At 71.0% G+C, this 22,735-nt stretch carries 25 protein-coding genes; 19 read left to right on the top strand and 6 right to left on the bottom strand.

Annotated features, from left to right (window positions below):
* The first annotated feature begins 59 nt into the window (after nucleotides 1–59).
* Nucleotides 60–1,613: a signal recognition particle protein gene (gene ffh / locus RCO28_RS05035; protein WP_308939738.1), complete on the top strand. Its 1,554-nt coding sequence runs from the start codon at nucleotides 60–62 to the stop codon at nucleotides 1,611–1,613.
* Between the two features lie 20 nt (nucleotides 1,614–1,633).
* Here the strand turns inward: ffh and RCO28_RS05030 are convergent, their stop codons facing one another.
* From RCO28_RS05030 to RCO28_RS05005, 6 genes are read right to left on the bottom strand one after another with little or no spacing between them, the layout of a single operon-like run.
* Entirely contained in the window at nucleotides 1,634–2,845 is a 1,212-nt protein-coding gene (locus tag RCO28_RS05030; protein ID WP_308939737.1) for an alanine racemase, read from the bottom strand.
* Nucleotides 2,846–2,863: 18 nt separating this feature from the next.
* On the bottom strand, nucleotides 2,864–3,988 hold the full coding sequence (locus RCO28_RS05025; RefSeq protein ID WP_308939736.1) for an aminotransferase class V-fold PLP-dependent enzyme: 1,125 nt from the start codon (nucleotides 3,986–3,988) through the stop codon (nucleotides 2,864–2,866).
* Entirely contained in the window at nucleotides 3,985–4,989 is a 1,005-nt protein-coding gene (locus RCO28_RS05020; protein WP_308939735.1) for a phosphotriesterase, read from the bottom strand. Before RCO28_RS05020 ends, RCO28_RS05025 begins: the two co-directional genes overlap by 4 nt.
* An 8-nt stretch (nucleotides 4,990–4,997) precedes the next feature.
* Nucleotides 4,998–6,323 (bottom strand): YhfT family protein, encoded by a 1,326-nt coding sequence (locus RCO28_RS05015; protein ID WP_308939734.1) that lies wholly within the window; start codon nucleotides 6,321–6,323, stop codon nucleotides 4,998–5,000.
* Between the two features lie 3 nt (nucleotides 6,324–6,326).
* On the bottom strand, nucleotides 6,327–6,686 hold the full coding sequence (locus tag RCO28_RS05010) for a DUF2620 domain-containing protein (protein WP_308939733.1): 360 nt from the start codon (nucleotides 6,684–6,686) through the stop codon (nucleotides 6,327–6,329).
* 11 nt (nucleotides 6,687–6,697) lie between these two features.
* Nucleotides 6,698–7,078 carry a PRD domain-containing protein gene (locus RCO28_RS05005; protein ID WP_308939732.1) on the bottom strand — a complete coding sequence of 127 codons (381 nt, stop codon included), beginning with the start codon at nucleotides 7,076–7,078 and terminating at the stop codon, nucleotides 6,698–6,700.
* Between the two features lie 116 nt (nucleotides 7,079–7,194).
* On the opposite strand from RCO28_RS05005, the gene ftsH reads away from it, so the two are divergent.
* The 18 genes from ftsH to RCO28_RS04915 all read left to right on the top strand — a co-directional run bounded on the left by ftsH (nucleotide 7,195) and on the right by RCO28_RS04915 (nucleotide 22,702).
* Entirely contained in the window at nucleotides 7,195–9,120 is a 1,926-nt protein-coding gene (gene ftsH / locus RCO28_RS05000; RefSeq protein ID WP_308939731.1) for an ATP-dependent zinc metalloprotease FtsH, read from the top strand.
* 244 nt (nucleotides 9,121–9,364) lie between these two features.
* Nucleotides 9,365–9,964, top strand: a complete 600-nt coding sequence (locus RCO28_RS04995) for a hypothetical protein (RefSeq protein WP_308939730.1) — start codon at nucleotides 9,365–9,367, stop codon at nucleotides 9,962–9,964.
* A 264-nt stretch (nucleotides 9,965–10,228) separates the two neighbouring features.
* Nucleotides 10,229–10,654 (top strand): 30S ribosomal protein S16, encoded by a 426-nt coding sequence (rpsP, locus tag RCO28_RS04990; RefSeq protein WP_308939729.1) that lies wholly within the window; start codon nucleotides 10,229–10,231, stop codon nucleotides 10,652–10,654.
* A gap of 2 nt (nucleotides 10,655–10,656) precedes the next feature.
* Nucleotides 10,657–10,896 carry an RNA-binding protein gene (locus RCO28_RS04985; RefSeq protein WP_033321114.1) on the top strand — a complete coding sequence of 80 codons (240 nt, stop codon included), beginning with the start codon at nucleotides 10,657–10,659 and terminating at the stop codon, nucleotides 10,894–10,896.
* Between the two features lie 79 nt (nucleotides 10,897–10,975).
* Entirely contained in the window at nucleotides 10,976–11,527 is a 552-nt protein-coding gene (rimM, locus tag RCO28_RS04980) for a ribosome maturation factor RimM (protein WP_308939728.1), read from the top strand.
* A complete protein-coding gene (trmD, locus tag RCO28_RS04975) occupies nucleotides 11,527–12,348 on the top strand; it encodes a tRNA (guanosine(37)-N1)-methyltransferase TrmD (RefSeq protein WP_308939727.1) in 822 nt (273 codons plus the stop codon). Before rimM ends, trmD begins: the two co-directional genes overlap by 1 nt.
* Nucleotides 12,349–12,480: 132 nt before the next feature.
* Complete coding sequence (gene rplS, locus RCO28_RS04970) at nucleotides 12,481–12,831, top strand: 50S ribosomal protein L19 (protein ID WP_282536717.1); 351 nt, start codon at nucleotides 12,481–12,483, stop codon at nucleotides 12,829–12,831.
* A gap of 65 nt (nucleotides 12,832–12,896) precedes the next feature.
* On the top strand, nucleotides 12,897–13,595 hold the full coding sequence (gene lepB, locus RCO28_RS04965) for a signal peptidase I (RefSeq protein WP_308939726.1): 699 nt from the start codon (nucleotides 12,897–12,899) through the stop codon (nucleotides 13,593–13,595).
* Nucleotides 13,588–14,721, top strand: coding sequence for a signal peptidase I (lepB, locus tag RCO28_RS04960; RefSeq protein ID WP_308940285.1), 1,134 nt, complete (start codon nucleotides 13,588–13,590; stop codon nucleotides 14,719–14,721). Before lepB (RCO28_RS04965) ends, lepB (RCO28_RS04960) begins: the two co-directional genes overlap by 8 nt.
* On the top strand, nucleotides 14,669–15,679 hold the full coding sequence (gene lepB / locus RCO28_RS04955) for a signal peptidase I (RefSeq protein WP_308939725.1): 1,011 nt from the start codon (nucleotides 14,669–14,671) through the stop codon (nucleotides 15,677–15,679). Before lepB (RCO28_RS04960) ends, lepB (RCO28_RS04955) begins: the two co-directional genes overlap by 53 nt.
* Before the next feature lie 94 nt (nucleotides 15,680–15,773).
* Nucleotides 15,774–16,526, top strand: a complete 753-nt coding sequence (gene lepB / locus RCO28_RS04950; RefSeq protein WP_308939724.1) for a signal peptidase I — start codon at nucleotides 15,774–15,776, stop codon at nucleotides 16,524–16,526.
* The gene (locus RCO28_RS04945) at nucleotides 16,516–17,052 is read left to right on the top strand and encodes an NUDIX hydrolase (RefSeq protein ID WP_308939723.1); all 537 of its coding nucleotides are present in this window, start codon (nucleotides 16,516–16,518) and stop codon (nucleotides 17,050–17,052) included. Before lepB (RCO28_RS04950) ends, RCO28_RS04945 begins: the two co-directional genes overlap by 11 nt.
* A gap of 55 nt (nucleotides 17,053–17,107) precedes the next feature.
* Entirely contained in the window at nucleotides 17,108–17,416 is a 309-nt protein-coding gene (locus RCO28_RS04940) for a DUF2469 domain-containing protein (protein WP_005311352.1), read from the top strand.
* Between the two features lie 187 nt (nucleotides 17,417–17,603).
* Nucleotides 17,604–17,990 (top strand): YraN family protein, encoded by a 387-nt coding sequence (locus RCO28_RS04935; protein WP_308939722.1) that lies wholly within the window; start codon nucleotides 17,604–17,606, stop codon nucleotides 17,988–17,990.
* Nucleotides 17,990–19,591 (top strand): YifB family Mg chelatase-like AAA ATPase, encoded by a 1,602-nt coding sequence (locus RCO28_RS04930; protein ID WP_308939721.1) that lies wholly within the window; start codon nucleotides 17,990–17,992, stop codon nucleotides 19,589–19,591. Before RCO28_RS04935 ends, RCO28_RS04930 begins: the two co-directional genes overlap by 1 nt.
* A 55-nt stretch (nucleotides 19,592–19,646) precedes the next feature.
* On the top strand, nucleotides 19,647–20,858 hold the full coding sequence (dprA, locus tag RCO28_RS04925; RefSeq protein WP_308939720.1) for a DNA-processing protein DprA: 1,212 nt from the start codon (nucleotides 19,647–19,649) through the stop codon (nucleotides 20,856–20,858).
* Between the two features lie 242 nt (nucleotides 20,859–21,100).
* The gene (gene whiG / locus RCO28_RS04920) at nucleotides 21,101–21,940 is read left to right on the top strand and encodes an RNA polymerase sigma factor WhiG (RefSeq protein WP_308939719.1); all 840 of its coding nucleotides are present in this window, start codon (nucleotides 21,101–21,103) and stop codon (nucleotides 21,938–21,940) included.
* A 204-nt stretch (nucleotides 21,941–22,144) separates the two neighbouring features.
* Nucleotides 22,145–22,702 (top strand): TetR/AcrR family transcriptional regulator, encoded by a 558-nt coding sequence (locus RCO28_RS04915; protein WP_308940284.1) that lies wholly within the window; start codon nucleotides 22,145–22,147, stop codon nucleotides 22,700–22,702.
* Nucleotides 22,703–22,735: the final 33 nt, after the last annotated feature.

Genomic DNA, 22,735 nt, shown 5'->3' with positions numbered 1-22,735 from the left:
AGCCCGATACCCTGGAGGGCGACTGTCTTCGCCCCCGACCCTGAGGATCTGCGACCGCCGTGTTCGACACTCTTTCCGATCGCCTCGCAGCGACTTTCAAGAACCTCCGCGGCAAGGGGCGTCTCTCCGAGGCGGACATCGACGCCACGGCACGGGAAATCCGCATCGCCCTCCTCGAGGCAGATGTCGCGCTGCCCGTCGTCCGCGCGTTCATCAAGCAGATCAAGGAGCGGGCCCTCGGCTCCGAGGTCTCGCAGGCCCTGAACCCGGCCCAGCAGGTCATCAAGATCGTCAACGAGGAGCTCGTCGGCATCCTCGGCGGCGAGACCCGCCGCCTCCGGTTCGCCAAGAACCCGCCGAGCGTGATCATGCTCGCGGGTCTGCAGGGTGCCGGTAAGACCACGCTCGCCGGAAAGCTCGGCCTCTGGCTGAAGAGCCAGGGCCACTCGCCGCTGCTCGTCGCCTGTGACCTGCAGCGTCCCAACGCCGTGAACCAGCTGAGCGTCGTCGCCGAGCGCGCCGGTGTCGCGGTCTACGCCCCGGAGCCGGGCAACGGCGTGGGCGACCCGGTCAAGGTCGCGCAGGACTCCGTCGAGTACGCCAAGCAGAAGGTGCACGACGTCGTCATCGTCGACACCGCCGGCCGCCTCGGCATCGACCAGGAGCTGATGCAGCAGGCCGCGGACATCCGGGACGCGGTCAAGCCGGACGAGGTCCTCTTCGTCGTCGACGCGATGATCGGTCAGGACGCGGTGAACACCGCGGAGGCCTTCCGTGACGGCGTCGGCTTCGACGGCGTCGTGCTCTCCAAGCTCGACGGCGACGCCCGCGGCGGTGCCGCGCTGTCCATCGCGCACGTCACCGGCAAGCAGATCATGTTCGCCTCCAACGGCGAGAAGCTGGACGACTTCGACGCGTTCCACCCGGACCGCATGGCGTCCCGCATCCTCGGCATGGGCGACATGCTCACGCTGATCGAGAAGGCCGAGCAGACCTTCAGCCAGGCCGAGGCCGAGAAGATGGCGGCCAAGCTCCAGAAGGGCCCGAAGGAGTTCACGCTCGACGACTTCCTGGCCCAGATGGAGCAGGTCAGGAAGATGGGCTCCATCTCCAAGCTGCTCGGCATGATGCCCGGCATGGGCCAGATCAAGGACCAGATCAACAACCTCGACGAGCGGGACGTCGACCGCACGGCCGCGATCATCAAGTCGATGACGCCCCACGAGCGCGCCGAGCCGACGGTCATCAACGGCTCGCGCCGGGCCCGTATCGCACGTGGTTCGGGTGTCGACGTCAGCGCGGTGAAGAACCTCGTGGAGCGGTTCTTCGAGGCCCGCAAGATGATGTCGAAGATGGCCCAGGGCGGCGGCATGCCGGGGATGCCGGGCGTGCCGGGCATGGGCGGCGGCCCCGGCAAGCAGAAGAAGAAGCAGAAGCAGGCCAAGGGCAAGCGGAAGTCGGGCAACCCGATGAAGCGCAAGCAGGAGGAGCAGGAGGCCGCCGCGCGGCGCGAGCAGGCGCAGCAGGGCGGCGGCGCGTTCGGCCTGCCGGCCGGCGGCCAGGACGGTCAGGACTTCGAACTGCCCGACGAGTTCAAGAAGTTCATGGGCTGAGCCCACTGAACAGTTCAGTCCTACGGGTCCGGGTCGCCTGCACGGCGGCCCGGACTCTGTCGTCCGTACGCGACGCGGCGCCCGTAGGAGTCGTAGAGCCCGACCAGGCGGGGCGCGGCACGGGACAGGTCCGCGACGACCGCGACCGTGCTGCGGGTGACGAACATCTGGGTGCGGAACGCGAGGACCGCCGTGTCGCCGAGGCGGGGGCGGGACGCGGCGCGACCAGGGGCGAGCAGCCGGTAGTAGTCGATGTGCCCGGGCGGCGCGTCCAGGACCGTGAGACGTTCCCCGGTGCGCGGGAGCAGGGCCGACTCGACGCCGCCGCGCGGGTAGAAGCCGCCGCCGAACAGGGCGGGCCGGCCGTCGGCGAGCGTGTGCGCGACCTCGGTGACGTACACGTACGCGGGCCGTTCCGGCTGGTGCGGGTCCGCGGCGTGCAGCGGGGTCGTGCCGGTCAGGGCGTGGCCGGGCTCGCCGTGGGTGGCGCCGTGCGCGGCGAGCAGGGGGAGCGTGGCCGCGCAGGTCACACCGGGGGCGCTCAGCTTGAGTGGGTGATGGCCTCGCGCGGACAGTAACGTCCGTGCCTCCAGGGCCAGTTGGAGATTCGGAGTCGGAGCGGGGGTGCCGGACGAGAGGTCGCAGCGTACGCACGGGAAGGCCGTGACGCCCGCGATCCGCAGCCCGTCCAGGTGCTCCACCGCCGCAGCGAACGCCTCAAGCCCCGCGAGCGGAACACCGCCCTCCTGGCCGGGGAACGTGGCGTCCTCCGTACCCGCGATCCGTACCAACACGTCCTGGACGAAGCCGAGTTCGCGGGCCGCGTCCGCGACCGCGCGGGCGTTGTCCAGGTCGTAGACCGTGACCGCCTCGGGCCGCCGGGGCAGGAGCGCGGGCAGGGCGCGGCGCGGGATCTGCACGAGATGGCCGAGGTTGCCCGCGCGGGCGCCCGCCGCGTGCAGGGCGTCGGCCTCGGGCGCGTCGATGGCCGCGTACCGCGGGATGTGCCGGGCGATCGCCCTGATCAGCTCGGGGTTGCGGCCGACCTGCTTGACCACGAACCACAGCCCGAGCCCCAGGCGCCCGGCCTCGGCGGCGAGCAGCGCGGCGTTCGCCTCGACCGCGTCGAGGTCGACGACATACGTGTCCGGCGGGATCGCACCCCCGCCGTGCAGCTCCACGGCGGCGTCCACCAGGGCCGGGTTGCGGGCGAGCACGGAGTTCAGGAACACGGGCGGCCTCCTGCGCGGCTAGGTGATGAGTTCGGCCAGGGCGCGGCGCAGGATGTCCACGACCAGGTCCGCGCCCGCGCGCATCGGGTTGATGCGGACCGTCCAGTCGGCGAGCTCCGGGGCGTCGGCCAGGGACGAGCCGGACAGGCGGTAGAACAACGGGGCGATCTCGTAACGGGAGTTGGCGCCCACCGGATGCGGCGCCGCCCCGTGCCGGGCCGCGGTCTCCGGCAGCGCGCGGGCCACCGGAGCCGTCAGCCGGACCAGCAGGCAGCGGTCCTGCGCGTTGGCGATCCGCACCTCGGCGACCCCCTCGACCTCGCCCGCCGCGAGCCGCGCCGCCACCTCGGCGCCGACCTGCGACTGCAGGGCCCACATCACCGGTACGTGGGTGAGGGCCCGCAGCGCGTCGAGCGCCTGGTGGCCCTGGACCTGGCCGCCGCCCGAGTAGTTGTCGCGCCGCACCTTCCCGACCAGGTCGCCCGCCCCCGCCACGAGCCCCACGCCCTCGGGCCCGTGCAGCTTGAAGAGCGAGAAGCAGGAGGCGTCCGCGCCGAGCTCGACCCCGCAGCGCGGCACCCGGAGCGCGGCGTAGTTGTCGTCCACCAGGCTCCGCACCCCGGCCGCCCGGCACGCCGCGAGCACCGCTCCCGGATCGTACGAGTCGGCAAGGCGTTGCCGGGTGTGCTGGACGTACGCCCAGGTGAACCGGGAGCCGGACAGGGCGAGTCGGAGTGCGCCGGGGTCGTTGAGGTCGACCCGTACCGTCTCGGTGCCGAGGGCGCGCAGGGTCACCTCGGTGGTGCGGTACGGCGGCGCGTCATGGATCAGGAGCGGGCCGGTGACCTGGGAGAGCGCGGCGCGGATCGCGCCCGTACCGGCGCCCTGCACCAGGGCCGCGTCCTCGGCGCCGAAGAAGTCCGCGAGCACCGCCTCCACGCGCGCGGTGGTACGCGGACGCCCCAGCTCCGGTACGACTCCGACGTCGGACGCGAACAGCTCCCGGCCGTCGAAGTGCGCGGCCGTGCACTCCAGCAGGCGGAACTGGCGGGCGATCGCGTCGTCCAGGGGGATCGTGGGGAGGGGGTGCGTGGCCGGGAGCCGGAGCCCTTTCGGAAAAGTGATGTCACCGTGTGTCGTCATTTTCTCGACCCACCCCTCTCCCCGGTCAGGAACCGCAGCGGATTGCGCCGGGTCATCAGATCGATCAGCTCCTCGCCTACGCCCGCCGCCCGCACCCGGCCGAGGAACGACCGGAACAGGTGCCCGTAGCCGTGCCCGCCCGCCGACTCCAGGTACGCGTGCCGGGAGATGTCGCAGCTGAGCAGTGCGCGGTCCGCGTACCCGGCGTCGAGCAGGGCGAGCAGCAGCCGCAGCCGGTCGCTGTCGCTGCGGTAGCGCTCCTTGCCGACGGTGTCGAACGCGACGTACGCACCCGCCGCCGCCAACTCCCGGTGCACGGAAGGCTCGTCGAGCAGGTCCTGGTGGCCGATCGCGACGCGGTGCGGGTCGAGGCCCGCGCCGGTGAGCAGCTCCAGCTGGGCGGGGCCGCCGCGCCCCAGCTGGGCGTGGGTCGCCACGGACAGGCCCCGCGCACGGGCGGCCGCGGCGGCGGCGCGCAGACAGCGGGCCTCGGGCGGGCTCGGGGAGTCGCCGTGACTGCCCACCTCGCCGATGACACCGGGGAGGACGAGGGTTCCGGCGGCGCGGGTTCCGTCGGGACGGGTTCCTTCGGCGGGGGTTCCTTCGGCGCGGGTGCCGATCCCCTCGTCGATCTCCTGGAGCAGGACCCGGGTGAGCTGTTCGACGCCGTAGCCGCCGACCTCCGGCGGGTGGAACGGCTCGTAGTACCAGCCGGTGGCCGCCACGACCGGCACCTGCGCGGCCGTCGAGATCCGGGCGAGGGCCCGCGGGTCCCGGCCCATCCCGCGGCAGCTCAGGTCCACGACCAGACCGAGCCCGAACTCGGCGCGCAGCGAGGCCAGTTCGGCGGTGACGTACGGGCCGTGCGCGGCCGGGTCGAGGACGGCGGCGCGGTCACCGGCGCGGTCCAGGTCGACGGCGAGATGCTCGTGCGGCAGGACGGGGCCGCGTACGTCGGCGGGGGAGAGGGGGCCGAGGACGGTCCGCAGCAAGGGCCGCACGGCGCCGGTCACCCCTTGACCCGGGCGAGGGGCGTGAACAGATCCAGCCAGTACAGGAGATTGAGCAGCACACCGCCCACGATCACCGCCGCCGGCGCCGCCGCCATCCGTACGACCGGGCGGCCCATCGCCTCGTTCAGGAGATAGAGCCCGCCGCAGACGAGGATGCCGAGCCCGCCGCCCATCGTGTGCGCGGCCAGCAGCGAGCCGAAGAGGATCGCGAGCCCCAGCGCCTCCCCGATCGCGGCCCGCACCTGCTCGGAGGAGTCCCGCACGCTCGGCAGCCGCCCCAGCACCCGCCCGATCGACGCGAGGGCCAGCACCTCGACGGCGAACACCGCGGCCCCCGCCACCGCCGCGAGCAGCGGGTTCGGCATCAGATAGCCGATCGGGTACGCGAGCGTGAACCCGGCGATGCCGTACGCACCCGAGGCGAGCGCGGTCGTCGCGATCAGGGGGACGAAGCCGAACGCCCGGTAGAAGTCGACCTGCGCGGCCTCCGCGTACTGCCCCTTCGCGATCAGGAAACTCGTCGCCTCGCCGCCGCCGAACACCTTCAGCTGGGCGAGCACGCAGATCCCGGCGCCGAGCAGCATGAACAGCGGCAGATGGCGGCGGAGCCGGGCCGCACCGGCGCTGAACAGCGAGGCCACGGGGTCGTCGGCGGCGCCCGTGTGCGCCTCCCGCGCTCCCCTCTCCCGTACGTCCTTGGCGACGGCGAAGCCGATCAGCAGCAGCACCCCCACCGCCATCGCGAGCGCACCGGCGAACATGCCCGGCCACAGCTTCAACGTCAGGACGACGAGGGCGAGTTCGACCACCCCGACCACCGCGCCGCGCCACCGCCCGAACTGCCGGGTCACGGCGAGCACCGGGAACAGCGTGAACAGGAACAGGATCGGCGTCGACATCTCCTGCATCGCGGTCAGGAAGTCGACGGGCAGATCGTGCGCCCACTCGTTCGCGCCGCCCAGACCGAACACGACCACCGCGCCCCAGCCCGCCCCGAGCAGCGGCGCCAGCCACTTCTTCGGCGCGAGGATGCCGAGGACGTCGGTGGGCAGGAACAGCAGCCACGGGTTGAGCACCCCGGACGCCAGCGCCATCGGCGCCCCGAGCCCGAACACGAACCCCGCCGACAGGCCGAACGCCACCGCCGTCGTCGCGGCGCGGGTGCTGCGGCCCTGGACGAAGTCGAGCAGGAACGGGCGTACGCCGTCGTTGAACACGGCGAGCGCCAGATGCGCGACGAACGCGGTCAGCGCACAGAGCGCGACGACCGTGAGCTGCTGCGGCAGCGAGAGGGCGAGGCCGGCCGCGGTCACGGTGGCCACGGATCACACCGGTCGTACGGCGAGCGCGCGGGCCAGGACCGGGGCCACCGCATCGATCCGGTCGAGCGCGAACCCGAAGACCCGCTTGCCCTCGGCGAGCAGCGCCGCCACCTCGTCCGCGCTCGGCACGCCACGGCCGAACGTGTGACAGGCGGGCCGTCCCATCAGGCCGACGAGCACGCCGAGGGAGGCGCCGGCGCCGGTGTGGCAGGTGCCGAGGTAGTAGTCGGCGCGGCCGGCCCGCAGCAGCAGCGCGGCGTCCATGTCGCTGGATACGGTCACCTCCACACCGTCCAGGCCGAGCCGCCGTACCGCCTCGGCCACCTCGGTCTTGCCGACGCCGCCGGTGAGGATCTTCGCCATGGGGAGCCCCTTCACGATCGGTGGATGGAGTGCCGGGCGAGCACGGCCAGGTGCAGCCCCAGGAAGTTGACCTCCGACTCGGGCAGGCAGGCCCCGAGTTCCCGCTGTGCGCGCACGCCGACGGCACGGGCCAGGGCGACCGCCTCGGGGTGCGCGGCCAGCTCCGCCGCGACCTGCTCGTCCGTGGGGAACTCCGCGATCGGCTCGCCGTCGAGAAGCCGGGTCAGGGCGAGCAGCAGATGGCTGGTGAGCAGCCCCGCGCTCTCCTCGCTCACGGTGTGGCCCTCGGCCGCGAGCCCCGCCAGCTCGGCCGTCACGAACTCCGCCACCTCGGGGCGGACCTGGCCGGTGTCACGGAACAACCGGATGCGGAGCGCGAGCGGTTCGTCCATGAAGCCCCCAGTGATGCGGCGGAAGCGCGACGGCAGCCAGGATCCCGGAAACCCCGGCTCTTGCGGGCGGAAAGCTCGACATGCCCGGTAAGTCCGCTCCGCCAATAATGGCCAGCGTGACCAGCCCTGTGCCTCCCCGCGACCGGACCGACCAGCCGTGGCGCTCGGAGGGCGCACCGCCGCCCCCGCCACCGAAGAAGAAGGTGAGCTGGCGCGGCCTGATCTGGACCGCGCTACTCGTCTTCCTCCTCACCAACCTGCTGCTGTCGCTCTTCGGGGACGAGCCGCCCACCAAGATCTCGTACACCGAGTTCAGCAAGCAGGTCACGGCCGGCAACGTCTCCAAGATCTACGCCAAGGGCGACCAGATCCAGGGCGACCTGAAGAAGGCGGTGGACGCACCCGAGGGCGAGAAGGGCACGTACGACAAGTTCGCCACGCAGCGGCCCAGCTTCGCCGACGACCAGCTCTGGGACGAGCTCACCAAGGCGAAGGTCACCGTCACCGCCGAGCCCGTCTACAAGGAGCCCAGCCTCCTCACCAACCTGCTGATCTCCCTCCTGCCGATCCTGCTGCTCGTCGCCCTGTGGGTGTTCATGGCCCGCCGGATGGCGGCGGGCGGCCTGGGCGGCGGCGCGGGCGGCATGCTCGGGCGCAAACAGCCGCCGAAACCGGTCGAGTTGGAGGCGGGCAAGCGCACCACGTTCGCGGACGTCGCGGGCATCGACGAGGTCGAGGGCGAACTCAACGACGTCGTCGACTTCCTCAAGAACCCCGACAACTACAGGAAGATGGGCGCCCGCATGCCCGGCGGCGTCCTCCTCGCGGGCCCGCCCGGCACCGGCAAGACCCTGCTCGCGCGGGCCGTCGCGGGCGAGGCCGGGGTGCCGTTCTTCTCCGCCTCCGCCTCCGAGTTCATCGAGATGATCGTCGGCGTCGGCGCCTCCCGCGTACGGGAACTCTTCGCCGAGGCCCGCAAGGTGGCCCCGGCGATCATCTTCATCGACGAGATCGACACCATCGGGCGGGCCCGCGGCGGCGGCTCCGGCATGGGCGGCCACGACGAGCGCGAGCAGACCCTCAACCAGATCCTCACCGAGATGGACGGCTTCACCGGCTCCGAGGGCGTCGTCGTCATCGCCGCCACCAACCGCGCCGACGTCCTCGACCCCGCCCTCACCCGGCCGGGCCGCTTCGACCGCACGGTCATGGTCAGCCCGCCCGACCGCAACGGCCGCGAGGCCATCCTGAAGATCCACACCCGGGACATTCCGCTCGCACCCGACGTCGACCTCGCCCAGGTCGCCCGTACCACCCCCGGAATGACCGGCGCCGACCTCGCCAACCTCGCCAACGAGGCCGCCCTCCTCGCCGTCAAACGCCAGCAGCCCGAGGTCACAGGATCCGACCTCTCCGACGCCCTGGAAAAGGTCCAACTCGGCGCCGAACGGCCCCTGGTGATGCCCGAGGAGGAGCGCCGCCGGACCGCCTACCACGAGTCCGGGCACGCCCTGCTCGGCATGCTCCAGCCCGGCGCCGACCCGGTCCGCAAGATCACCATCGTGCCCCGCGGCCGCGCCCTCGGCGTCACCCTCTCCACCCCGGACGCCGACCGGTACGCGTACACCGAGGAGTATCTGCGCGGCCGCGTCATCGGCGCGCTCGGCGGCATGGCGGCCGAGCAGGTCGTCTTCGGCGTCATCACCACGGGCGCCGAGAGCGACCTCGAACAGGTCACCAGCATCGTCCGCGGCATGGTCGGCCGCTGGGGCATGAGCGAACGCGTCGGCCGCCTCTCCGCCCTCCCGGGCGACGCGCAGCAGGCCTACGGCCTCTCCGCGGCACCCGAGACCCTCGACACCATCGACGGCGAGATGCGCCGCATCGTCGACGAGTGCTACGAGAGCGCCTGCCGCCAACTCCGCGACCACCGCGACCAGTTGGACGCCCTCGCCGAGGCCCTCCTGGCCAACGAGACCCTGGAGGAGGCCGACGCGTACCGCGCGGCGGGCATCACCCGCCTCACCAAGCACACAGACTGACGCGGTACGGTCACCCTCGCCGTCACCCTCGCCGTACGGACCTCGCTACGCATCAGGGCGGACCCGGCCGTCCTGCGACATACGTGCCGCTGTGTATCACCTTGGCGTGAGCTGTGTGTGTTCCGCCGCAGATCAGCGCACCCGCCCTCGTCGGGACGTATCAGCGGCAACTGACTGGTACGTGCAAATTATTTGGGATGCCCCGTAATAGGAACACCGAGGGCCCCCGGCTCGTTGTCACGACGTGAGCACGACACCACCTGTACTCGCCGCAGAGCTGGCGCAGGCGTGGGCCGACATTCAACGGCACCACCCCGAGCTGCCGAGCCTTGCCGCGCCCGAGTCCCTGATCGGAGAGTCCTCGTCCGCCTGCGGCGCCGAGCTCTCCTTCGAGCGCCTGCTGCACGAGGCAGTCCACGGAATCGCCGCCGCCCGCGGCATCCGCGACACCTCCCGCGCCGGCCGCTACCACAACCGCCGCTTCCTCGCGATCGCCGAGGAGCTGGGCCTGGACCACCCCGAGGAGCCGCACCCCAGCAGCGGCTTCTCGCTGGTGACGCTCAACCCGGAGGCGAGAAAGCGGTACCGCGCGACGATCGAACGCCTCAAAGGCGCCCTCAAGGCCCACACCGCGGCCACCGCGCACGACACGGCCCGCAGCTTCCGCGGCCCCGCCGCCCGGCACGGCTCGTCCGGCGGCGGCGTCCGCGTCAAGGCGGTCTGCGACTGCGGCCGCAACGTCCGCGTGGTCCCCTCGGTCCTCGCCCAGGCCCCCATCATGTGCGGCGGCTGCGGCAAGCCGTTCCGCATCCCGGAGGCGCAACTCAGCCCCTCCGGCGTCTAAAATCAGCCCCTCCGGCGCTTGAGGAGCGGGGGTCCGGGGGCTGGCCCCCGAGTCCTGAGCGGGTCGACGCCCACCTGCAAGCCGGGGACCAGGACCGAGGAACCCCGCCCCAGCGAGGTATGGCACAATGGCTAGCTGTACTCGACAGCCGCACAGGACCCCTCTCTCCTCCGGCTGACGCGTCCATCGGGCACTCGAGTACCGCAACCCCACGCGGCATCTTCGTTGTGCCCACCCACGTCAAGACCAGGAGACACCACTCCAGTGGCAGTCAAGATCAAGCTGAAGCGTCTGGGCAAGATCCGCGCGCCTCACTACCGCATCATCGTCGCCGACTCCCGTACCCGCCGTGACGGCCGGGCCATCGAGGAGATCGGTCTGTACCACCCGGTGCAGAACCCCTCCCGCATGGAGGTCGACGCCGAGCGTGTCGCGTACTGGCTGGGTGTCGGCGCGCAGCCGACCGAGCCCGTGCTCGCCATCCTGAAGAAGACCGGCGACTGGCAGAAGTTCAAGGGCGAGCCCGCCCCGGCCCCGCTGCTGCAGCCGGAGCCGAAGGCCGCGCGCCCGACCTTCGAGGCCGTCGGCGCCGAGGACGAGCCCAAGGGCGAGGCCATCACGCAGAAGAAGAAGGCCGAGAAGAAGGACGACGCTCCGGCTGAGTCCGCGGCCGAGTCGACCGAGGCCTGAGCATGCTCGAGGAGGCTCTCGAGCACCTCGTGAAGGGCATCGTCGACAACCCCGACGACGTGCAGGTCGCCTCCCGCGACCTGCGCCGAGGGCGCGTCCTCGAGGTCCGGGTCCACCCCGACGACCTCGGCAAGGTGATCGGCCGCAACGGCCGCACCGCTCGTGCCCTGCGCACCGTCGTAGGGGCCATCGGCGGCCGTGGAGTCCGCGTCGACCTCGTCGACGTCGACCAGGTTCGCTGAACCGCAAGGCAACACCGGCACGGGCCGGGGAGGGCTTCTGGCCCGCCCCGGCCCGTCGTCGTACGAAGGAGAACGCAACGTGCAGTTGGTAGTGGGACGCATCGGCCGCGCCCACGGCATCAAGGGCGAAGTCACCGTCGAGGTCCGCACCGACGAACCCGAGCTGCGCCTCGCCCCCGGTGCCGTACTCGCCACCGACCCGGCCACCACCGGGCCCCTCACCATCGCCACCGGCCGCGTACACAGCGGACGGCTGCTGCTGCGCTTCGAGGGCGTACGCGACCGCACCGGCGCCGAGGCCCTCCGCAACACCCTGCTCATCGCCGACGTCGACCCCGAGGAACTCCCCGAGGGCGACGACGAGTACTACGACCACCAGCTCATGGACCTGGACGTGGTCACCGTCGACGGCGAAGAGGTCGGCCGGATCACGGAGATCTCCCACCTCGCGTCGCAGGACCTGTTCATCGTCGAGCGGCCCGACGGCACCGAGGTCATGATCCCGTTCGTCGAGGAGATCGTCACCGAGATCGACCTCGAGGAACAGCGCGCGACCATCGACCCGCCGCCCGGCCTCATCGACGACCGCGCCGAGATCGCCTCCTCGCGCGAGGACCGCGAGGACTCGTAATGCGCCTCGACGTCGTCACGATCTTCCCCGAGTACCTCGAACCGCTGCATGTCTCCCTCGTCGGCAAGGCCCGCGCCCGCGGCCAACTCGACGTCCACGTCCACGACTTGAGGCAGTGGACGTACGACCGGCACAACACCGTCGACGACACCCCGTACGGCGGCGGACCCGGCATGGTCATGAAGACCGAGCCCTGGGGCGACGCCCTCGACCACGCGCTCGCCGACGGCTACGAGAACGGCGCGCACGGCCCCGCCCTGGTCGTCCCCACACCCAGCGGCCGCCCCTTCACCCAGGAACTCGCCGTCGAACTCTCCGAGCGGCCCTGGCTGATCTTCACGCCCGCCCGCTACGAAGGCATCGACCGCCGCGTCATCGACGAGTACGCGACCCGCATGCCCGTCCACGAGGTCTCCATCGGCGACTACGTCCTCGCCGGGGGAGAAGCCGCCGTCCTCGTCATGACGGAGGCCGTCGCCCGCCTCCTGCCCGGCGTCCTCGGCAACGCGGCCTCGCACCAGGACGACTCCTTCGCCCCCGGCGCCATGGCCGATCTCCTCGAAGGACCCGTCTACACCAAGCCCCCCGAGTGGCGCGGCCGGGACATCCCCGACGTCCTGCTCAGCGGCCACCACGGCAAGATCGCCCGCTGGCGCCGCGACGAGGCCCTGCGCCGCACCGTGCGCAACCGCCCCGACCTCATCGAGCGCACCGACCCCGCCGCCTTCGACAAGAAGGACCGCGAAATGCTCTCGATCCTGGGCTGGCGGCCCGGCCCCGACGGGCGATTTGGGCCAACGCCCGAGGCCGTGGAACAATAGGCCGCTGCTGTACGTCCAGCCTGCGCCCCTGCCACAGGGGGAAAGACGCTAGGCCCGACGCGATCAGCTACCGAAACTCATCGCATACCTCCCGCCGATGACCTGTGGCATCGGCGAAGAAAGCAGACGATCATGAGCAACCTGCTCGCCTCCGTCGACTCCGCCTCGCTGCGCAGCGACGTCCCGGCCTTCCGCCCGGGTGACACCGTCAACGTCCACGTGCGCGTCATCGAGGGCAACCGCTCCCGTGTGCAGCAGTTCAAGGGCGTAGTCATCCGCCGCCAGGGCGCGGGCATCAGCGAGACCTTCACGGTCCGCAAGGTCTCGTTCTCCGTCGGCGTCGAGCGCACCTTCCCGGTGCACACCCCGATCGTCGAGAAGATCGAGCTCGTCACCAAGGGTGACGTGCGTCGCGCCAAGCTGTACTACCTCCGTGAGCTGCGCGGCAAGGCCGCCAAGATCAAGGAGAAGCGCGAGAACTGATCTCGCGTACCGGATCCCCACGCGGATCCGGCGCCTCGGGGCGGGCCGGATAGGCTCTGACCCCGATGGACACCGAAGCAGCACAGAACGCGGAGCGCGATCGCTCCTCCCACCCCGCCGACACCGAGCGGGAGGAGGAGGGGTCGCGCTCCGCGGCTGTTTCCGGCCGGCGTTGGCGCCGCGGTGGAGTGCTCGTCGCGCTGTGTCTGGTGTTCCTGCTCCTCGTCAGCACCTTCGTACTGCAGCCGTTCCTCATCCCCAGCGGCTCCATGGAGCCCACCTTGAGCACCGGGGATCGTGTCCTGGTGAACAAGTTGGCGTACCGTTTCGGCAACGAGCCGCAACGCGGGGATGTCGTCGTCTTCGACGGCAGTGGCTACTTCGGCGACTCCGACTACATCAAGCGCGTGGTCGGCGTCGGCGGTGACCGGGTGGCCGGGCGCGGCGGGCGAGGCGGCGAGCAGGGGCGGATTCAGGTGAACGGGGAGCCGGTGGACGAGCCTTATCTGTATCCGGGGGACGCACCGTCCACGGTGCCTTTCGACGTGGTCGTGCCCGAGGGCACCCTGTTCGTCCTCGGCGACCACCGCAGCGACTCCAGCGATTCCCGCGACCACCTCGGCTCACCCGGCGGCGGCATGGTCCCCGTCGAGAGCGTGATCGGCCGCGCCGACTGGATAGGGCTGCCCCTCGACCGGTCCGGCTCCCTCGGACGGCCCGACGTCTTCGCCAAGGTGCCGGAGCCGGGCGGTGCCCATGGGTAGGCGCGGCATACCGAAGGGCAGTCACGGCCTGCCGAAAGGCGGCGCCCGCACCGACACCGGCCTGCCCACCGGCACCCGCCCCACCACCGGCACCCGCTCCACCACCGGCACCCGCTCCACCACCGGCACCCGCTCCGCCACCGGCACCCCTGGCCCGCCCAGCCCCGGCCGGGCCGAACGCCGCAAGCTGGCCCGTAAGGTCAAACGCCGCAGGCGGCGCTCGGCGATCAAGGAGATACCTCTCCTCATCGGCGTCGCCGTGCTGATCGCCCTCGTCCTGAAGACGTTCCTCGTCCAGGCCTTCGTCATCCCGTCCGGCTCCATGGAGCAGACGATCAAGATCGGCGACCGTGTCCTCGTCGACAAACTCACCCCCTGGTTCGGCGCCGAACCACAGCGCGGTGACGTCGTCGTCTTCAAGGACCCCGGCGGCTGGCTGCGCGCCGAACAGCAGCCCAGAACGCAGGACGACCCCGTCGGCGTCAAACAGCTCAAGCAGGGGCTCACCTTCATCGGCCTGCTGCCCTCCGCCGACGAACAGGACCTCATCAAACGCGTCGTCGCCGTCGGCGGGGACCGCGTCAAATGCTGCGGCGAGGACGGCCGGGTCACCGTCAACGGCGTCGCCCTCAACGAGCCCTACCTGCACCCCGACGACATCAACAAACCCTCCCAGCGGAGCTTTGACGTCAAGGTCCCCGAAGGCCGCCTCTTCGTGATGGGCGACCACCGCTCCGACTCCGCCGACTCCCGCTACCACCTCGACAGCCCCCACCAGGGCACCGTTTCCCAGGAGGAGGTCGTCGGCACCGCCAAGGTCATCGCCTGGCCCGTCGACCACTGGAGCGGGCTGGAGCAGCGCGAGACCTACGCCTCCGTTCCCGACGCTGTGGACCCGCAAGGCGGCTCGGATGCCGCGGACAGCAGGTCGCATAGGGTGGCCCCCGACAATCTGAACGCGAATGTCCCCCTCCCGAGCCCTGCGGAACTCCCGCTCGTTATGGGAGTGGTAGGCCTGCATCGCGTACGACATCTCGTACGAATCAGGCGGCGGCACGGAACGAGGAGTGGATGTGGGGGATTTGGCCGTCGGCGCACGATCCGGACACGACGAACCCGAGGATGAACGCGACGTGATCAACGGCGGCTCCGGAGGCACCGACCCAGGCGCGACGGACCCCGAGGACAGCTCCGAGCGGAATTCCGGCGAGGGCCGCCCGGGCCAGAGCAGGCACCGCTCGTTCTGGAAGGAACTCCCGCTCCTCATCGGCATCGCGCTGGTGCTCGCCCTGCTGATCAAGACGTTCCTCGTGCAGGCGTTCTCCATCCCCTCGGACTCCATGCAGAACACCCTGCAGCAGGGCGACCGGGTGCTCGTGGACAAGCTGACCCCCTGGTTCGGCTCCGAGCCCGAGCGCGGCGAGGTCGTCGTCTTCCACGACCCGGGCAACTGGCTGCAGGGCGAGCCCACCCCCCAGCCGAACTTCCTGCAGCAGGCCCTCAGCTTCATCGGCCTCATGCCGTCCGCCGAGGAGAAGGACCTGATCAAGCGCGTCGTCGGAGTCGCCGGTGACACGGTCGAGTGCAACGGCACCGGCCCGCTGAAGGTCAACGGCAAGGCGCTCGACGAGCGGAGCTACGTCAACCACAGCTTCGGCGAGTTCAAGGCCACGCCCTGCAGCGAGGACGACCAGGGCGGCCAGTTCAAGGTCACCGTGCCCAACGGCAAGATCTGGGTCATGGGCGACAACCGCCAGAACTCCCTCGACTCCCGCTACCACCAGCAGGACCCCGGCGGCGGCTTCGTGCCCGTCGACAACGTCGTGGGGCGCGCCTTCGTCAAGGCCTGGCCCATCAACCGCTGGGGCACGCTGCCCGTCCCGGACACCTTCGACCAGCCGGGCCTCAACTCCGCGGCGGCGGCGGTTCCGGGTGCGCTCGGTGTGGCCGGGGCCGTGCCCCTGGTGCTGTGGCGGCGGCGGAGGGTTGCCGACGGCAGCAACTCCAAGGTTTCCGGCGGCAGCAACTCCAAGGTTTCCGACGGCAGCAACTCCAGGGTTTCTGGCGGCAGTACCGCCCGGTAGGGTGCGGTCCCAGATCACCGATCTTCTGTGTGTGACCGGTCACGCCCACGCGTGACCGATCGGCACCGGGTCGATTCACCGAGGTGGGGCTGGGATGAGCAGAACACGACGTACGGACGAGGGCCGCGGCGGGCTCGGCAGCAGACTGTCGAACCTGGCCGTGGCCCTCGGCTGTGTGCTCTTCCTCGGCGGCTTCGCCTGGGGCGCGCTGCTCTACCAGCCGTACACCGTGCCGACCCAGTCGATGACCCCGACCATCGGCGCCGGTGACCGCGTCCTCGCCGAACGCATCGACGGCAGCGAGGTGCACCGCGGCGACGTCGTCGTCTTCAACGAGGAGTCCTGGGGCGACCTGCCCATGGTCAAGCGCGTTGTGGCCGTCGGCGGCGACAAGATCGCCTGCTGCGACGACCAGGGCCGCCTCACCGTCAACGGCAAGGCCATCGACGAGCCGTACCTCCCCGACGGGGTCAAGGCCTCCGACACCGGCATCCCGCCGACGACCGTGCCCAAGGGCCGCCTCTTCCTCCTCGGCGACGAACGCAGCACGTCGCTCGACTCCAGCGTCCACCTCGACGAGGCCGGCAAGGGCTCCGTACCGCGTGACGCGGTCGCCGCCCGCGTCGACGCCGTCGCCTGGCCCCTGGACGGCATGCTGCAGCGGCCCAGCGGCTTCGCGGACCTGCCCGGCGGGCTCTCCGAACCCGGACCGCTGCGGCTCGTCGTCGGCGCGATCGGCCTCGGAGCAGTGCTCATCCTCGGCGGCGCGGCATCCGGCTCGTTCGCCAAGCGCGGCACCTCCCGCAAGCAGCAGGGACGGCGCAGGGAGCCCGCCGGTGTCCACTGACGCCGTTCCCGCAGCGGACGAGGTGCGGAAGGTCGCCCGCGTCGTACTCCTCGACCCCGAGGACCGCATCCTGCTCCTGTACGGGCACGAGCCCGACGACCCGGACGCCTCCGGCGACACCTGGTGGTTCACGCCGGGTGGCGGCCTCGAGGGCGACGAGACCCGCGAAGAGGCCGCACTGCGCGAACTCGCCGAGGAGACCGGCATCACCGACGCCGCACTCGGCCCGGTGCTGTGGCGGCGCAGCTGCTCGTTCCCGTTCGCCGGCCGCCGCTGGAACCAGGACGAGTGGTACTTCCTCGCTCGTACGGGACAACTCGCCCCCACCGCAGGGACCGCGGCGGACATGCCGGGCCTCACCGAGCTTGAACAGCGGAGCGTGTCCGGAATGCGGTGGTGGACCTGTGAAGAACTCTCCGCCACCCATGAGACGGTGTATCCGACCAAGCTCGCCGGGCTGCTGAAGACGCTGCTCGACGAAGGACCTCCGGCCAGTCCCACCGTCCTCGACACAGAAATCGTCTAGCGACGGACCGGACTGGCGCACAATAGGGGGACGCACGGCTGAAGGGGAACATGCCATGAGCGCCGAGGACCTCGAGAAGTACGAGACCGAGATGGAGCTGAAGCTCTACCGGGAGTACCGCGACGTCGTCGGGCTGTTCAAATACGTGATCGAGACCGAGCGGCGCTTCTACCTCACCAACGACTACGAGATGCAGGTGCACTCCGTCCAGGGCGAGGTCTTCTTCGAGGTGTCCATGGCCGACGCCTGGGTCTGGGACATGTACCGGCCCGCCCGCTTCGTCAAGCAGGTCCGCGTCCTCACCTTCAAGGACGTGAACATCGAGGAGCTCAACAAGAGCGACCTCGAACTGCCGGGAAGCTAGACCGGAGCGGCGGCGCGGGCCTGCTGCACGCCCGGCCTCCGTCCCGTGGGCCAGGCGCCCGCGTGCCCTGGTGTGGTGGGGGAGTGACCCCTGTGGGTGACGGAGTTATCCACAACCGGCCGGTTATCCACCAAGATCCACAACCGCGACGCTGATACGCCACCTTCGAACCCGGAGGTGGTGCCCCATGAACGCACGCGGAGCACTCGGCAAGTACGGCGAAAACCTCGCCGCCCGACAACTCGCCGCCACAGGAATGACGATCCTGGACCGCAACTGGCGATCCGGACCCGGCGGCGAGATCGACATCGTCGCCCTCGACCACGACACCCTCGTCCTCTGCGAAGTCAAAACCCGCCGAGGACACCCCGACCCCACCCGCGCCGACCGGCCCTTCCAACACCCCATGGCGGCCATCACCCCCGCCAAGGCCGACCGCCTGCGCACCCTCGCCGAACGCTGGCTCCACCAACACGGAGGCCCACCACCCGGCGGCGTCCGCATCGACCTCGTCGGCGTCCTCCTGCCCAGCCGCGGCGCCCCCGTCGTCGAATACGCACAGGGGGTGGCCTGATGGCCTTCGCCCGCACCTGCTCCGTCGCACTCGTCGGCGTCGAAGGCGTCGTCGTCGAAGTCCAGGCCGACCTCGAACCCGGCGTCGCCGCCTTCACTCTCGTCGGCCTTCCCGACAAGAGCCTCACCGAAAGCCGCGACCGCGTCCGCGCCGCCGTCGTCAACTCCGGCAACGCCTGGCCCCAGAAAAAGCTCACCGTCGGCCTCAGCCCCGCCTCCGTACCCAAGGGCGGCAGCGGCTTCGACCTCGCCGTCGCCTGCGCCGTCCTCGGCGCCGCCGAACGCATCGACCCCCGCACCCTCGCCGACGTCGTCATGATCGGCGAACTCGGCCTCGACGGACGCGTCCTGCCCGTACGAGGCGTCCTGCCCGCCGTCCTCGCCGCCGCCGACGCCGGCTACGACCAGGTCGTCGTCCCCGAACACGCGGCCGCCGAAGCCGCACTCGTCCCCGGCATCTCCGTCCTCGGCGTCCGCAGCCTGCGCCAGCTCATCGCCGTACTCACCGACGAACCCGTACCCGAAGAAGACCCCGACACCGACCGGACCACACACACCAACCCCGGCGGCTTCGCCGGAACCCTCGCCACCATCGGCGCCCCCGACACCACAGCCGCCCACCACGACCTCTCCGAAGTCGTCGGCCAGATCGCCGCCCGCACCGCCCTCGAAGTCGCCGCGGCCGGCGGCCACCACCTCTTCCTCCAAGGCCCACCAGGCGCCGGCAAAACCATGCTCGCCGAACGCCTGCCCTCGATCATGCCGCCCCTCACCCAGAAGGAATCCCTCGAAGTCACCGCCGTCCACTCCGTCGCCGGAACCCTCCCGCCAGGCCGCCCCCTCGTCGAAACCCCGCCCTACTGCGCACCCCACCACTCCGCCACCATGCAGTCCCTCGTCGGCGGCGGCCCAGGCCTCCCACGCCCCGGCGCCGTCTCCCTCGCACACCGCGGCGTGCTCTTCCTCGACGAGGCCCCCGAGTTCAGCGCCAAAGCCCTCGACGCCCTACGCCAACCCCTCGAATCCGGGCACATCGTCGTCGCCCGCGCGGCCGGAGTCGTCCAACTCCCCGCCCGATTCCAGCTGATCCTCGCCGCCAACCCCTGCCCCTGCGGCCGCTGCACCCTCCTCGGCGAGACGAGTAGCTGCACACCCGGAGCCATCCGGCGCTACCAAGGCCGACTCTCCGGACCACTCCTCGACCGCGTCGACCTCAAGGTCGAGGTCGAACCCGTCACCCGCGCCGACCTCACCGCCACTGTCCACCGCGGCGAATCCACCCGCCAGGTCGCCGACCGCGTACGCCAAGCCCGAGAACGCGCCGCCGCACGCCTCACCGGCACACCCTGGACCACCAACAGCCACATCCCCGGACACGAACTCCGCACCCGCTGGCACCCCGCCCCCGGCGCCCTCCACGAAGCCGAACACGACCTGGAACGCGGACTGCTCACCGCCCGCGGCCTCGACCGCGTACTCCGCATCGCCTGGACCGTCGCCGACCTCAGCGGCCGCGACCGCCCCGACGCCAACGACGTCAACCTCGCCCTGCACCTCCGCACCGGCATCCCCCGCGGCACCCCCATGGCCATCGCGCCCTGACCACCGCCCCTCAACTCCCCACCGCCACGACCCCCTTGGCAGGAAGCCCCCACCCATGCCCACCACCAACCCGCCCCCGCCCCCGCTCCCGACCCCGTCCTCGCCCTCGCCCTCGCAAGACGAGCGCCGCGCCCGCATCGCCCTCACCCGCATCCTCGAACCGGGCGACGACAACACCGGCCGCTGGCTCCGCACCTACGGCGCCACCGGCCTCCTCCACCGCCTCACCCACGAAGACACCGCCCTGCCCGGTGTCACCGCCCAACGCCTCGCAGGGCTCCGCAACCGCGCCACCACCACCCACCCCGACGCCGACCTCCATGCGGCACACACCGCCGGAGCCCGCTTCCTCATCCCCGGCGACCCCGAATGGCCCGGCCAACTCCGCGACCTCGGCGACACCCAACCCGTCGGCCTCTGGGTCCGCGGCAACGCCGACCTGCGCATATGGGCCCTGCGCTCCGTCGCCCTCGTCGGCGCACGCGCCTGCACCGAGTACGGCGCACACATGGCCGCCAGGATCGCCACCGGCCTCGCCGAACACGGCTGGGTCGTCGTCTCGGGCGGTGCCTACGGAATCGACGGAGCAGCCCACCGCGCCGCCCTCGCCGCAGGGGGCGCCACCGCCGCCATCCTCGCCAACGGAGTCGACACCGCCTACCCGCGCGGCCACACCGGACTGCTCCAACGCATCGCCGAACAAGGCCTGCTCCTCGCCGAGTTACCCCCGGGAGCCCACCCCACCGCCTACCGCTTCATCCAGCGCAACCGCATCATCGCCGCCCTCACCCGCGGCACCCTCGTCATCGAAGCCGCCCACCGCAGCGGCGCCCTCGTCACCGCACGCAACGCCACCCGCCTCGGCCGCCACACCATGGGCGTCCCCGGCCCCGCCACCAGCAGTCAGTCAGCGGGCGTCCACCAACTCCTGCGCGGCGAAGCCACCCTCGTCACCGACGCGGCCGAAGTCATCGAGCTCATTGGGGAGATGGGCCAGCTCGCCCCCGAACACCGCGGGCCCGTCATCCCCAGAGACCTCCTCAAACCCCTCGCCGCCCGCGTACTCGCCGCACTCCCCGCAGGCCGCCCCGTACCCGTGGCCACCATCGCCACCGACGCGGCCACCACCACCGACGACACCGTCGCCGGCCTGTACGAACTTCAATCCCTCGGATTCGTCGAACGACACGGCGACAACTGGAAGTTGACACGCCAGAGCACCCGAACCGACTTTCCGCGACGCGAAGGCAAACCCGAAGACACCTGAACCGTCACGTTGCGCCGTCCGGACGATCCCCGATGACCTTGGCAGATTCTGTGATTTCGACCCCGGAAGCGGCACTCGCACACCCGACGAGAACGAGGTACGGCAACCCCAACTGAACATCCAGCGGCCACGAGATCCCCTACTCTTCGCACACTGCGACACTCCAGTCACGCTACGCTCACAAAGCTTCCGACTCCGATGCGCACGTACTCGATCCACAGCAGAACGGCTCAAGGCAACGAATGCCCCAGCACACCTCAGGGTCCGACCGGGCAGCGGCCATCCCCCCCGCCGCACGTGACGGCGCGCGGCCACCCGCACCCTCGTCGCTCGACGAACTCTGGAGGTCGTACAAGGCAACGGGCGACGGACGACTGCGCGAACAGCTGATCCTCCACTACTCGCCCCTCGTCAAATACGTCGCCGGGCGCGTCAGCGTCGGCCTGCCACCCAACGTCGAACAAGCGGACTTCGTCTCCTCCGGTGTATTCGGACTCATCGACGCCATCGAGAAGTTCGACATCGACCGCGAAATCAAATTCGAGACGTACGCCATCACCCGCATCCGCGGCGCCATGATCGACGAACTCCGCGCCCTCGACTGGATCCCACGCTCCGTACGCCAAAAGGCCCGCAACGTCGAACGCGCCTACGCGACCCTCGAAGCCCAACTCCGCCGCACACCCTCCGAAAGCGAAGTCGCCGCGGAGATGGGCATCGCACTCGAAGAACTCCACGCGGTCTTCAGCCAGTTGTCCCTCGCCAATGTCGTGGCCCTGGAAGAACTCCTCCACGTCGGCGGCGAGAGCGGCGACCGGCTCAGTCTCATGGACACCCTCGAGGACACCGCCGCCGAGAACCCCGTCGAGATCGCCGAGGACCGCGAACTCCGCCGACTCCTCGCCCGCGCCATCAACACGCTGCCCGAACGCGAGAAGACCGTAGTCACCCTCTACTACTACGAAGGCCTCACCCTCGCCGAGATCGGCAACGTCCTCGGCGTCACCGAGAGCCGCGTCAGCCAGATCCACACCAAGTCCGTCCTCCAGCTCCGCGCCAAGCTCGCCGGCTTCGGACGCTGAATCGGTCCTGCCCCCACGACCACGCCGAACAGCCCCCACCCGGCCGGCCGGACCGCGGCAGCGGCGACACGACGTACGAACGACGCACACACGGACAACGCGCCCACGACCACCCCGCACCCGGCGGATACCCGCCCGAGCCGACTCCCGTACGGGACGTCCGCTCCGTACAGTGGGTACGTGCCAAGGATTCGAGCGGCCTCAGTGGCCGAGCACCGGTCGATGCAGCGCGGCGCCCTCCTTGACGCCGCCCGGTCCCTGCTGTCCGAGGGCGGAACGGAGGCGCTGACCTTCCCCGCGCTCGCCGAACGCACCGGGCTGGCCAGATCCTCCGTCTACGAGTACTTCCGCTCCCGCGCCGCCGTCGTCGAGGAGCTCTGCGAAGTCGACTTTCCCGTCTGGGCCGCCGAGGTCGAATCGGCGATGCAGGCCGCGGAAGGACCCGAGGACAAGGTCGAGGCGTACGTACGGGCCCAACTCGCCCTCGTCGGCGACCGCCGCCACCGAGCCGTCGTCGCCATCTCGTCCAGCGAACTCGACGCGGGCGCCCGCGAGAAGATCCGCGCCGCACACGGCGGCCTCGTCGCCATGATCGGCGAAGCACTCGAAGCGCTCGGCCATGAACAGCCCCGCATGGCGGCGATGCTCCTCCAGGGCATCGTCGACGCCGCCGTACGCCGCATCGAACTCGGCGCGGCCGAGGACCCGGAGACGATCACGGAGGCTGCGGTGGGGATGGCCCTCCGAGGCGTAAACGGCTGACCCCCGCCCCCTCCCCTCCCCTCCCCTCCCCCC

Source organism: Streptomyces sp. LHD-70 (assembly GCF_031157275.1).
Classification (GTDB): Bacteria; Actinomycetota; Actinomycetes; order Streptomycetales; family Streptomycetaceae; genus Streptomyces.
This window is presented reverse-complemented; position numbering and strand designations above follow the sequence as displayed.

Coding starts and splice junctions, on each gene's coding strand:
- RCO28_RS05010 (WP_308939733.1), bottom strand. CDS start 6,686: ATGGCGAAGATCCTCACCGGCGGCGTCGGCAAGACCGAGGTGGCCGAG.
- dprA (WP_308939720.1), top strand. CDS start 19,647: ATGCCCACCACCAACCCGCCCCCGCCCCCGCTCCCGACCCCGTCCTCG.
- RCO28_RS04985 (WP_033321114.1), top strand. CDS start 10,657: ATGCTCGAGGAGGCTCTCGAGCACCTCGTGAAGGGCATCGTCGACAAC.
- lepB (WP_308939726.1), top strand. CDS start 12,897: ATGGACACCGAAGCAGCACAGAACGCGGAGCGCGATCGCTCCTCCCAC.
- RCO28_RS04935 (WP_308939722.1), top strand. CDS start 17,604: ATGAACGCACGCGGAGCACTCGGCAAGTACGGCGAAAACCTCGCCGCC.
- lepB (WP_308939724.1), top strand. CDS start 15,774: ATGAGCAGAACACGACGTACGGACGAGGGCCGCGGCGGGCTCGGCAGC.
- lepB (WP_308940285.1), top strand. CDS start 13,588: ATGGGTAGGCGCGGCATACCGAAGGGCAGTCACGGCCTGCCGAAAGGC.
- trmD (WP_308939727.1), top strand. CDS start 11,527: ATGCGCCTCGACGTCGTCACGATCTTCCCCGAGTACCTCGAACCGCTG.
- whiG (WP_308939719.1), top strand. CDS start 21,101: ATGCCCCAGCACACCTCAGGGTCCGACCGGGCAGCGGCCATCCCCCCC.
- RCO28_RS05005 (WP_308939732.1), bottom strand. CDS start 7,078: ATGGACGAACCGCTCGCGCTCCGCATCCGGTTGTTCCGTGACACCGGC.
- RCO28_RS04940 (WP_005311352.1), top strand. CDS start 17,108: ATGAGCGCCGAGGACCTCGAGAAGTACGAGACCGAGATGGAGCTGAAG.
- RCO28_RS05025 (WP_308939736.1), bottom strand. CDS start 3,988: ATGACGACACACGGTGACATCACTTTTCCGAAAGGGCTCCGGCTCCCG.
- rplS (WP_282536717.1), top strand. CDS start 12,481: ATGAGCAACCTGCTCGCCTCCGTCGACTCCGCCTCGCTGCGCAGCGAC.
- RCO28_RS04930 (WP_308939721.1), top strand. CDS start 17,990: ATGGCCTTCGCCCGCACCTGCTCCGTCGCACTCGTCGGCGTCGAAGGC.